The sequence below is a fragment of the Streptomyces sp. NPDC006294 genome (assembly GCF_042870895.1).
Taxonomy (GTDB): domain Bacteria; phylum Actinomycetota; class Actinomycetes; order Streptomycetales; family Streptomycetaceae; genus Streptomyces.
The window spans coordinates 367,407-378,785 of record NZ_JBIAHV010000004.1; the positions used below are offsets into that span (position 1 = coordinate 367,407).

9 protein-coding genes are annotated in these 11,379 nt (G+C 71.8%); 6 read left to right on the forward strand and 3 right to left on the reverse strand.

Features of this window, described 5'->3' with window-relative positions; genetic code table 11:
• Positions 1 to 33 precede the first annotated feature (33 nt).
• The 4 genes from ACFYOP_RS09510 (at position 34) to ACFYOP_RS09525 (ending at position 4,936) form a co-directional block, all read left to right on the forward strand.
• On the forward strand, positions 34 to 612 hold the full coding sequence (locus ACFYOP_RS09510) for a TerD family protein (protein ID WP_005318943.1): 579 nt from the start codon (positions 34 to 36) through the stop codon (positions 610 to 612).
• 170 nt (positions 613 to 782) lie between these two features.
• Positions 783 to 2,735, forward strand: coding sequence for a TerD family protein (locus ACFYOP_RS09515; protein ID WP_356891840.1), 1,953 nt, complete (start codon positions 783 to 785; stop codon positions 2,733 to 2,735).
• 270 nt (positions 2,736 to 3,005) lie between these two features.
• Positions 3,006 to 4,010 carry a TerC family protein gene (locus ACFYOP_RS09520; protein WP_356891838.1) on the forward strand — a complete coding sequence of 335 codons (1,005 nt, stop codon included), beginning with the start codon at positions 3,006 to 3,008 and terminating at the stop codon, positions 4,008 to 4,010.
• Between the two features lie 215 nt (positions 4,011 to 4,225).
• Positions 4,226 to 4,936, forward strand: a complete 711-nt coding sequence (locus ACFYOP_RS09525) for an alpha/beta family hydrolase (RefSeq protein ID WP_356891836.1) — start codon at positions 4,226 to 4,228, stop codon at positions 4,934 to 4,936.
• 15 nt (positions 4,937 to 4,951) lie between these two features.
• On the opposite strand, the gene ACFYOP_RS09530 is transcribed toward ACFYOP_RS09525, so the two are convergent.
• Together ACFYOP_RS09530 and ACFYOP_RS09535 are read right to left on the reverse strand one after the other, a co-directional pair.
• On the reverse strand, positions 4,952 to 5,608 hold the full coding sequence (locus ACFYOP_RS09530; RefSeq protein WP_356891834.1) for an MBL fold metallo-hydrolase: 657 nt from the start codon (positions 5,606 to 5,608) through the stop codon (positions 4,952 to 4,954).
• 20 nt (positions 5,609 to 5,628) lie between these two features.
• Positions 5,629 to 6,312, reverse strand: coding sequence for a maleylpyruvate isomerase family mycothiol-dependent enzyme (locus ACFYOP_RS09535; RefSeq protein ID WP_356891832.1), 684 nt, complete (start codon positions 6,310 to 6,312; stop codon positions 5,629 to 5,631).
• A 196-nt stretch (positions 6,313 to 6,508) separates the two neighbouring features.
• Between ACFYOP_RS09535 and uvrA the strand changes: the two genes are divergently transcribed.
• Both uvrA and ACFYOP_RS09545 read left to right on the forward strand, forming a co-directional pair.
• Positions 6,509 to 9,463 carry an excinuclease ABC subunit UvrA gene (gene uvrA / locus ACFYOP_RS09540; protein ID WP_356891830.1) on the forward strand — a complete coding sequence of 985 codons (2,955 nt, stop codon included), beginning with the start codon at positions 6,509 to 6,511 and terminating at the stop codon, positions 9,461 to 9,463.
• 409 nt (positions 9,464 to 9,872) lie between these two features.
• Positions 9,873 to 10,307, forward strand: a complete 435-nt coding sequence (locus ACFYOP_RS09545) for a Rieske (2Fe-2S) protein (protein ID WP_356891828.1) — start codon at positions 9,873 to 9,875, stop codon at positions 10,305 to 10,307.
• Between the two features lie 30 nt (positions 10,308 to 10,337).
• On the opposite strand, the gene ACFYOP_RS09550 is transcribed toward ACFYOP_RS09545, so the two are convergent.
• Positions 10,338 to 11,276: a hypothetical protein gene (locus ACFYOP_RS09550; protein WP_356891826.1), complete on the reverse strand. Its 939-nt coding sequence runs from the start codon at positions 11,274 to 11,276 to the stop codon at positions 10,338 to 10,340.
• Positions 11,277 to 11,379 lie beyond the last annotated feature (103 nt).

Genomic DNA, 11,379 nt, shown 5'->3' on the forward strand with positions numbered 1-11,379 from the left:
GGGCGGTGGCAAATCGCGAGAAGGGGACAGCGCGTGACGGTCAACATGACCAAGGGCCAGGCCATCAGCCTGCAGAAGAGTGACGGGGGCACCCTCACGGCGGTGCGGATGGGCCTCGGCTGGCAGGCGGCACCCCGTCGCGGTCTGTTCGGCTCCCGCACGCGTGAGGTGGACCTGGACGCCTCCGCGGTGCTGTTCGCCGACAAGCAGCCGGTCGACGTGGTCTTCTTCCGCCACCTCGTCAGCGACGACGGCTCCGTCAAGCACACCGGCGACAACCTGGTCGGCGGCGCCGGTTCCGGTGGCGACGACGAGGCGATCCTCGTCGACCTGCAGCGGGTACCCGTCCACATCGACCAGATCGTCTTCACGGTGAACTCGTTCACCGGCCAGACGTTCCAGGAGGTGCAGAACGCCTTCTGCCGCATCGTGGACGAGACCAACGGCCAGGAGCTCGCGCGGTACACGCTCGACGGCGGCGGCCAGTACACCGCCCAGATCATGGCGAAGGTGCACCGCGCCGGCGCCGGATGGCAGATGACGGCCCTCGGCAACCCGGCCAACGGCCGTACGTTCCAGGACCTGATGCCGGCCATCCTGCCGCACCTGTAGACCCGGCAGTCCCGAGTCGCACCGCAGCTCCCGGAGGCACGGCCGCCGGGAGCTGCCCGCATACGGACCGCGCACACGGACAGAGACCGCGCGTACGCGCACCGCACCACAGGTACCGACCGCACGACGCGCAACGACCGCACACAGCAGAGCACTGAGGGGACAGACCGATGACGGCCGAGCTGGTCCGGGGGCAGAACCACCCCCTGCCCGACACCCGACTCGAGATCCGGGTGTCGGCAGGCCACCCGGTCGTCGCCTGCGCCACCTGCTCCGGCGAGCAGGGCACCGCGCGCGAGGAGTGGGTGGCCCACCCCGGCGTACCGGCCCTGCCCGGTGTCGAGGTGCCGGGGGGCGCCGAGCAGTCGCCCCGCTTCGCCGTCGACCTCGCCGCGGTGCCGGGGGAGGTGCAGCAGGTCAACGTGCTGCTCGCGCTCCCCGAGGGCACCGGTGGACCGGACCGCTTCGGCACCACCGCCGCGCCGTTCGTCGCGGTCATGGGCCAGGACGGTTCCGAGCTCGCCAGTTTCACCATCACCGGCCTGGACAGCGAGACCGCGGTCGTCGCGGTGGAGCTGTACCGCCGCCAGGGCGCCTGGAAGGTCCGCGCGGTGGGTCAGGGGTACGCCGGAGGGCTGGCCCAACTCCTGGCCGACCAGGGCCTGGAGGGCGCCGCACGGACGGCGGCGGCCATCCAGGAGGCGGCCGTGCCGCGTGCGCAGCGCGCCGAGCCCGCCCGGGTGAGCACGTCCACCGCGGAGGCCGCGACGCCCACGGCCGGCCCGGACCGGCCGTCCCCGGCGGACGGCACGCCGGCCGACGGCCGCACCGGGCACCCGGCCGCGGCGGCCACCCCTCCGCAGCAGACGCCGGTTCCCGACGACGCCCCGCAGATGCCGGCCGGGCCCATCGACTACGCGCATCCGCGCAGGCAGTCGGCCCCGCCCCCGCCGGCTCCGGCCGCAGGTCCGGCGGAGCCCGGCCGTCCGGCCGCGCCGGTGGCGGGCGATGCCAGCGGCTGGTCCATGGAGGAGCGTCTCTACAACCAGGTCTGGGGCATGTTCGAGGACCTCGCCCGGACCGTCGCCGCGTACCGCAGCGCCGTCGAGTTCGCCGAGTCCCGGATGGACAAGGAGCTCGACCACGTCCTGTCCGACCCGCGCAGCCGCATCGGCAGCACCGGGGACGCCGCCAGGGCCGCGGCGCGCGCGAAGTGCGAGCAGCTGACCGACCAGGCACGCCAGGCACTCGACCGGGACCTGGCCCAGCTGACCGCCGAGTCGGAGGTCGTCGAGCCGGCGCTGCCGCCCGCGTTCGCCCGCTGGGACAACCCCTGCTGGCACGCCTACCGCGTCCCCATGGAGGTCCCCATGGCGCTGCGCCTGGGCGACCTCCATCTCCCGGAGAGCCCCGAGCTGCGTATCCCGTGCCTGGTGCGGCTGCCGCTCGAGCGCGGCCTGTGGGTGGACAGCGGGCGCGCGAGCTCGGATGCCGCGCTGGCGATGGACGAGGCACAGCTGCGGCGGCTGGCCACCGACTCGGCGGTCATGCTCGCCGCCCGCCTGCTGGCGGTGCACCCGCCCGGCGAGTTCACCGTCCACGCGATAGACCCGGCCGGCACGGCCGCCGCGTCGTTGGCGCCACTGGTCGACTCCGGTGCCCTCGCGGGCCCGCCGGCCGCCGGAGCGCAGGGGGTGAGCGCCCTCCTCGCCAAGCTCACCGAGCGGGTCGATCTGGTGACGATGGCGGTACGCGGCGGCGCCGCCGACGCGCTCCCGCCCGACCTCGACACCGGTGAACAGCTGCTGATCGTCAACGACTTCCCGCACGGTTTCGACGACCGCGCGGTCACCCAGCTGCGCTATCTGGCGGACGAGGGCCCGGCCGTCGGGGTCCATCTGCTGATGGTGGCGGACCGCGAGGACGCCACCGCCTACGGCCCGGTCCTCGACCCGCTGTGGCGCTCGCTGCTGCGGATCACCCCGGTCCCCGACGACCACCTCGCCGACCCGTGGGTGCGCCATGCCTGGACGTACGAGCCGATGACCGTGCCGCCCGGCAGCGATGTGCTGCGCCAGGTGCTGTCCCGTGTGACGGAGGCCCGGCGGTCCTGGGGCCGCTGACCCGCAGGCATCTCGTCTGTTCTGCGGGTATCTCGTAGCGCCTGTTGACCAGGCCACTTGGGCTTCGCTTTACCTTTCTCTTTACCTTTCCTTGTCCTTTCATGTACCGTTCTTTGCGCGGAGGGGAGTACTCCCGGCTCGCGGCGTGCCCGTCAATACGGACAGACAGAGAAGTCCCGGGGCGCCGGCCCGCGGCGGTGGACCGCCCGGGTGGAGGAGACCTCCGGCAGCGACAACGCTGATCAGTTGCCGTACGACGCCGGAGGCGCAGTGGACGTTTCTATGACCCTCTGGGTGCTGACCATTCTCGGTCTGAGCGCCCTCATCGCGGTCGACTTCTTCATCGGGCGCAAGCCCCATGACGTATCGATCAGGGAAGCCGGCATCTGGACCGTGGTCTGGATCGTGCTGGCGGTGCTCTTCGGCCTCGGCCTGCTCTTCGCGGGCGAGAGCCAGGCGTCGGGCGAGTTCTTCGCGGGCTTCATCACCGAGAAGTCGCTGAGCGTCGACAACCTCTTCGTCTTCGTCCTGATCATGGCGAAGTTCGCGGTCCCGTCGCACCTCCAGCAGCGAGTGCTGCTCATCGGTGTGCTGATAGCACTGGTGCTGCGTGCCATCTTCATCGCCGCCGGCGCGGCCATCATCGCCAGCTTCTCCTGGGTGTTCTACATCTTCGGCGCGTTCCTCATCTACACCGCCTGGAAGCTCGTCCAGGAGGCTCGCTCCGGCGACGAGGAGGAGGAGTTCGAGGAGAACAGGCTCCTCAGGTCGATCGAGCACCGCTTCGGCGTCGCCGACAAGTACCACGGCACCAAGCTCTTCATACGCAACAACGGCAAGCGTGTCCTGACGCCGCTGATGGTGGTCATGCTCGCCATCGGCACCACCGACGTGCTGTTCGCGCTGGACTCCATCCCCGCGATCTTCGGTCTCACCCAGGACCCGTACATCGTCTTCACCGCCAACGCCTTCGCGCTGATGGGCCTGCGGCAGCTCTACTTCCTCATCGGCGGGCTGCTGAAGAAGCTGGTCCACCTCAGCTACGGCCTGTCGGTCATCCTCGGCTTCATCGGCGTGAAGCTGGTGCTGCACGCCCTGCACGAGAGCGGGGTGCACGTCCCGGAGATCTCCATCCCCTTCTCGCTGGCCGTCATCTGCGGTGTCCTCGTCACCACGACGGTCACCAGCCTGATCGCCTCGAAGAGGCAGGCGGAGCGGGAAGCGGCGAACGCCGTGGAGAAGGACGACGTGGAGAAGAAGAACATCAAGGCCTGACGTCCAGGGGCCGGCGGCCCCGGGCGTGAGCGACATACCACACCCCGCGGGTGCGGACGGCGACAGTCCGCACCCGTCGGGTGTGCGCGGCCCCGATCCGCCACGGCCCCGGCGTCGCATACCGTGATGGAGGCGATCGGCGGTTGCCGGGCGAAGCCCGTCGCGCCCCGACATCCTCGACCGGTAGACCGGTAGACCGGCAGACTCAGGAAGTGATGGCCATCCTCATCCGCAGAGGCACGAAGGACACCGGCACCGCGACCGGGGCGGCGCTGCGCCTCGACCGGTTCGTGACGCCGGCCGCGGCCGCCGTCCTGCTGCTGCACGGCGGCCGCGCCGACGCGCTGGAGCCGCCGCCGGCGCTCAACCTGCCCGGTGCGCGGATGCGGCCCTTCGCCCGGTCCCTCGCCCGCGCCACCGCGGGGCACGGCATCACACTGGGCCGGGTCCGCTACGGGTACCGGGGATGGAACGGCTCACGTGCCGACGCGGGCCGTGACGCCCTGCGGGCGCTCGGCGAACTCGCGGCGACCACCGGGCCCGTACCCACCGTCCTGGTCGGCCACTCGATGGGCGGCCGCGCCGCCCTGCACGCCGCCGGTCATCCGCTGGTGTCGGCGGTGGTGGGACTCGCTCCGTGGTGCCCCGCGGGGGAGCCCGTGGAGCATCTGACCGGCAAACGCGTCGTGCTGCTGCACGGCGACCGGGACCGGGTCACCGACCCGGAGGAGACCTGGGCCTTCGCCGACCGGGCGCGGGCGGCGGGCGCGGAGGTCCACACGCTGTCGATGCCCGGCGGCGACCACGCGATGCTGCGGGGCGCCGCCGACTGGCACACGCTGACCACCGGCACGGTCACGGGCCTGCTGGGCCTCGGCCCGTTCCCGCCGCGTGGCGGGAACGGCTTCACGTCCGCGGCCGGATGACGGCTGCGGCGCGACCTACCAGCCGCGTTCGCGCCACTCGGCGAGGTGCGGGCGCTCCTCGCCCAGGGTGGTGTCCTTGCCGTGCCCCGGGTAGACCCAGGTCTCGTCGGGAAGCGCGGCGAAGAGCTTCTCCTCCACGTCGTCCAGCAGGCTGGTGAACGCCTTCGGGTCCTTGTTGGTGTTGCCCACGCCGCCCGGGAACAGGCAGTCGCCGGTGAAGACGTGCGGGTGGCCGTGCGGGTCGTCGTAGACCAGCACGATCGAGCCGGGCGTGTGGCCCACCAGGTGTCGGGCGGTCAGCTCCACCCGGCCCACCCGGATGGTGTCCCCGTCCTCGACCGGTACGTCGGTCGGCACGGGGATGCCCTCCACGTCGTGACGGCCGGCGTACGTGCGGGCGCCGGTGGCCCTGACCACGTCCTCCAGTGCCTGCCAGTGGTCGCCGTGCCGGTGGGTCGTGACGACCGCGGTGACGGAGTCGTCGCCGATCAGCTGCAGCAGCGTGTCCGGATCGGCCGCCGCGTCGATCAGCAGCTGCTCGCCGGTGGCCCGGCAGCGCAGCAGATAGGCGTTGTTGTCCATCGGTCCGACCGCGACCTTGGAGATCATCAGGTCGGCGAGCTCGTGCACGTCCGCCGGGCCGCCGACCTTCACCGCTCCGCTGTATGTCATGGGTCTCAGCCTATAGCGGCCTACAGCGCCGGCAGCACGGGCAGCGGGCCCCCGGCGGACTCCAGGCCCGTGCCGACGCGGCGGCCCGAGAGCCAGCCCAGCACGTCGGCGGGGGAGCCGGAGACGGTGACGGGAGTGCCCTCCGTGCCGCCGGTCCGCCACTCGCCGCCGCCGGCCACGACACGGGTCGGGGGCACGTCCGCGCGGCCGCTCCAGCGGTCCGCCAGGAAGGCCGTCTCGCGCTCCGTGAACTCCTTGGGCAGGTCCTCGAGCTCGTAACCCACCCCGAGGTCGACATGGTGCAGCTCGACCTCGACGAGACGGCGGAAGGGGACCCTGGCCGCGCGGTCGGTCACGCCGTTGCGCAGCTCGACGGTGCGCTCCCAGTCGCCCGGCGCGGCACCGGCGTCCTCGAAGCGCGCGGCCGTGGCGCGCAGGTCGTCGAGCTGCTCGGAGAGCGTGCGCGGGGCGTCGCGCTCGATGTCGGCGTCGCGGGCCTCGCCTGTGACATACATCGGGCGGCCCTCGAGAACATTTACGAGCGCGTCGGCGTTACGGGAGATGTGGGCGAGCACATGGCCGCGGGTCCAGCCCGGCAACCGTGACGGCCCGGCCAGCGCGGCGTTGTCCAGTCCGGCGGCCGCGGTGAGGAGTCGGTCCGTCGCTTCACGTACAGAGCGGAGGTCGCTCACGGGATCGATCATGAGGTCGACCCTAGCTCCGCCCACTCGATCGGGTGAAGGTGTCGGCACGCGTCCGTAAATCGAATGCGCGTGCTATACGCTCGGTGGAGGCATCCTTGAAAGTCAGGCATTCATCTTCTGGCCGCCCCCGAAGACTGGGTCCCAGTCCGGGACGGGGGCTGTGCCTCCGCTTCTACGTAGAAAGGTGCGGACCGGCGTGGCCGACCGTCTCATCGTTCGCGGCGCTCGCGAGCACAATCTGAAGAACGTCTCGCTCGACCTCCCGCGTGACTCCCTCATCGTGTTCACCGGGCTCTCGGGATCGGGCAAGTCCTCCCTCGCGTTCGACACGATCTTCGCCGAGGGGCAGCGCCGGTACGTCGAGTCGCTCTCCTCCTACGCCCGGCAGTTCCTCGGACAGATGGACAAGCCGGACGTGGACTTCATCGAGGGCCTCTCTCCGGCCGTCTCGATCGACCAGAAGTCGACCTCGCGCAACCCGCGCTCCACGGTCGGCACGATCACCGAGGTCTACGACTATCTGCGTCTGCTGTTCGCGCGGATCGGCAAGCCGCACTGCCCCGAGTGCCGCCGGCCCATCTCGCGCCAGTCGCCGCAGGCCATCGTCGACAAGGTGCTCGAGCTGCCCGAGGGGAGCCGCTTCCAGGTGCTCTCGCCGCTGGTGCGTGAGCGCAAGGGCGAGTTCGTCGACCTCTTCTCCGACCTGCAGACCAAGGGCTACAGCCGGGCGCGGGTCGACGGGAAGACCATCCAGCTCGCCGAGCCGCCCACGCTGAAGAAGCAGGAGAAGCACACCATCGAGGTGGTCGTCGACCGCCTCACCGTGAAGGACTCCGCCAAGCGCCGGCTCACCGACTCCGTCGAGACCGCCCTCGGGCTCTCCGGCGGCATGATCGTGCTCGACTTCGTCGACCTCGCGGAGGACGACCCCGAGCGCGAGCGGATGTACTCGGAGCATCTGTACTGCCCGTACGACGACCTGTCGTTCGAGGAGCTCGAGCCCCGCTCCTTCTCGTTCAACTCGCCCTTCGGCGCCTGCCCCGACTGCACCGGCATCGGCACCCGCATGGAGGTCGACCCGGAGCTGATCGTCCCCGACGAGGAGAAGTCCCTCGACGAGGGCGCGATCCACCCCTGGTCGCACGGCCACACCAAGGAGTACTTCGGCCGCCTGATCGACGGGCTCGCCCAAGCGCTCGGCTTCGCCACGGACATGCCCTGGGCCGGGCTGCCCGCCCGCGCGAAGAAGGCCCTGCTCCACGGCCACAAGACGCAGCTCGAGGTCCGCTACCGCAACCGCTACGGACGCGAGCGCGCCTGGACCACCCCGGCCTTCGAAGGCGCCGTCCAGTTCGTCAAGCGGCGGCACTCCGAGGCCGAGAGCGACTCCAGCAGGGAGCGCTTCGAGGGCTATATGCGGGAGGTGCCCTGCCCGACCTGCGAGGGCACCCGGCTCAAGCCGATCGTCCTCGCGGTCACCGTGATGGAGAAGTCCATCGCCGAGGTCTCCGCGATGTCGATCAGCGAGTGCGCCGAGTTCCTCGGCCGCCTCAAGCTCAACGCCCGCGACAAGAAGATCGCCGAGCGGGTCCTCAAGGAGGTCAACGAGCGGCTGCGCTTCCTGGTCGACGTCGGTCTGGACTACCTGTCGCTCAACCGGGCCGCCGGCACCCTGTCCGGAGGCGAGGCCCAGCGCATCCGGCTCGCCACCCAGATCGGCTCCGGCCTCGTCGGCGTGCTCTACGTCCTCGACGAGCCGTCCATCGGCCTCCACCAGCGCGACAACCACCGGCTGATCGAGACCCTCGTCCGGCTCCGCGACATGGGCAACACCCTCATCGTCGTCGAGCACGACGAGGACACCATCAAGGTCGCCGACTGGGTCGTCGACATCGGCCCCGGCGCGGGCGAGCACGGCGGCAAGGTCGTGCACTCCGGCCCGTTGAAGCAGCTGCTCGCCAACAAGGAGTCGATGACCGGGCAGTACCTGTCCGGCAAGCGGTCCATCGCGACACCGGACCTGCGCCGCCCGGTCGACCCGGCACGCCGGCTGACCGTGCACGGGGCCCGGGAGAACAACCTCCAGGACATCGACGTCGCGTTCCCGCTCGGGGTCCTGACGGCGGTCACCGGCGTCTCCGGCTCCGGAAAGTCGACCCTGGTCAACGACATCCTCTACACCCACCTCGCCCGCGAGCTGAACGGCGCGAAGTCGGTGCCGGGCCGCCACACCCGGGTCGACGGCGACGACCTCGTCGACAAGGTCGTCCACGTCGACCAGTCGCCCATCGGGCGCACCCCGCGGTCCAACCCGGCGACGTACACGGGCGTCTTCGACCACGTCCGCAAGCTCTTCGCGGAGACGATGGAGGCCAAGGTCCGCGGCTATCTGCCGGGCCGGTTCTCCTTCAACGTCAAGGGCGGCCGCTGCGAGAACTGCTCCGGCGACGGCACGATCAAGATCGAGATGAACTTCCTGCCGGACGTCTACGTCCCGTGCGAGGTCTGCCACGGGGCGCGGTACAACCGCGAGACGCTGGACGTCCACTACAAGGGCAAGTCCATCGCGGAGGTCCTGGACATGCCGATCGAGGAGGCGCTGGACTTCTTCGAGGCCGTCCCGACGATCTCCCGCCACCTGCGCACCCTCAACGAGGTCGGCCTCGGGTACGTCAGGCTGGGCCAGCCCGCGCCGACGCTCTCCGGCGGTGAGGCGCAGCGCGTGAAGCTCGCGTCGGAGCTCCAGAAGCGCTCGACCGGCCGGACGGTCTACGTCCTGGACGAGCCGACCACCGGTCTGCACTTCGAGGACATCAGCAAGCTGATCACCGTTCTGTCCGGGCTCGTCGACAAGGGCAACTCGGTGATCGTCATCGAGCACAACCTCGACGTCATCAAGACGGCGGACTGGGTCATCGACATGGGTCCCGAGGGCGGCAACGGGGGTGGCCTGGTGGTCGCCGAGGGCACGCCGGAGCAGGTGGCGGGCGTGCCGGCCAGCCACACCGGCAAGTTCCTGCGGGACATCCTGGACGCGGAGCGGATCAGCGACGCGGCGGCGACCGGGGCGGCGGTGCCGGCGGCGCGGAAGCCGGCCGTGCGGAAGCCGGCGAAGACGGCGGGGCGGGTGGGGCGGGCGCGGAAGGTGTGACATCGGGGTGGGGCGGGGGCGCGTCGGCGGGTGCGGGTGCGTGGCGCCTGCGGCGGGCTGGTCCCCTACCCGCCCCTTCCCGAACCGGGGCAGGCCCCGGACCCCGTACCGCGCTCCGCGCGGTGGCCTCAAACGCCGGCCGGGCTGGATTTGCCGCTGCGCGGCAACCAGCCTGCCGGGGGAACTCCAGCCCCGCCGGCGTTTGAGGCGCGGTTCGGGCGGAGCCCCCACGCGGCGGAGCCGCATATCCGGTACAGCGGGAAGGGGCGGGGAGGGGAACGGCCCCGTGCAGCGGCCACTTCGCCCCACCACCCCGCCGTCGGCAGGGCGATCTCCGCCGGTATCGTCGGGTCTGGCGGTACGCGGCCCCCGCGTTCCGCACCATGACCAGCCGAACCGTGGAGCGCCGATGGCCCCGACCGCCGCCCGCCGTACCGTCCTGAAGGGCGCTGCCCTTGCCGGGGCTGCCGGCGCCGCGGGGCTCGGGGTCGCGGGGTGTTCCACCGAGTCCAAGCTCGGACACGCGGAGAACCCCACCCCCACCGCACCGGTCGATCTCGGCGCCGCGGACGCCGTGCCCGTCGGCGGGGCCAAGCTGTACCGCGAGCAGCGCCTGATCGTGCACTGCCCGGCGAAGGGCGAGTACAAGGCGTTCAGCGCCCAGTGCACCCATGCCGGCTGCGTCCTCGACACGGTGGAGGGCACCGAGGGCAACTGCCCCTGCCACGGCAGCCGTTTCGACGTGACGACCGGCAAGGCGCTGCGCGGACCGGCCACGGTCCCGCTGCCCGAGGTGCCCGTCAAGGCCGAGGGCGGCCGGCTCGTGGCGGGCCCGGACGCCTAGTGGGCCGGAAGGGACGCCGCGCCCGCTGCGTCACTCCCAGTCCCAGCCGATCCCCAGCGTCCCCGGCCGCACGCCCTGCTCGACGAGGTGCACCGTGCGGTGCCGCCCGCTGAGCGGGAGTTCCGTGCGGGGGCCGCGCGGCACTCCCGTGGTGCCCCGCGAGAGTCGACGGCAGCGCACGGGCAGCGGCGCTCCCTCGTCGAAGTGCACCTGCAGCATGTACTGACCGCCCGCGGAGCCGAAGCCGCGTGCGTACTCCGTGGTCCGGCCGCCCGTCCCGTCCTCGAAGCCGTAGCCGAAGACGTACGTGTCACCGACCCGCAGCCGGGTGTCGAAGAGCAGCTCGACGGCCATGACGCCGCTCGCGCGGTCCCGTCGGACCCGCCCGGTGCGGCAGTTCTCCCGGGCGCTGACCTCCACGGCCGCGGGGTCGCAGCCCGGGCCGCCGTGGTGGACGGCGAGGTAGCGGTCGACGCCGTCGCGGTGGACGCGTACGACCTGCTGCGAGTCCCGTCCGAGCAGCTGTCCCCGCGCCCCGATCCGGACCCGCTCGTGGTGGCCGACGGTGTGCAGCCCGCTGTCCGCGGGCGCCGACGGGTCCAGGCCGGCGACGAGCCGTTCCACCGCGCCGGACCGGTCCACGCGTCCGCCGGAGCGTTCGGCCTCCGCGCGGCAGTCCTCCCGGTCGTCGCCCGTGCCGAGCAGCCGGACCAGCGAGTTCCCCGGCAGGCACAGGACGTCCTCCAGCGCGCGCACCGCCCGCAGCGACTCGGGGCGCTGCGGGCGGCGTGCGCCCTGCTGCCAGTAGCTGAGGCTGGTGACGCCGACCTTGATCCCGCGGTGGGCGAGATGGTGCTGGACGCGCTGCAGCGGCAGCCCGCGCACGGCGAGTGCGGCGCGCAGCGCCAGGTGGAACGGGCCGGTGTTCAGCGCCTGCGCCAGATCGGCCTCGGCATGTGCGTGGCCCATACATTCCTCCGGGGAACGGGGACGGAAAGGGGGCAAGGGAAGCGGGCAGGGAAAAGCGGGCAGGGAAGAGAGGGGCAGGGCAGGGCACCGAACAAGGGAAGCG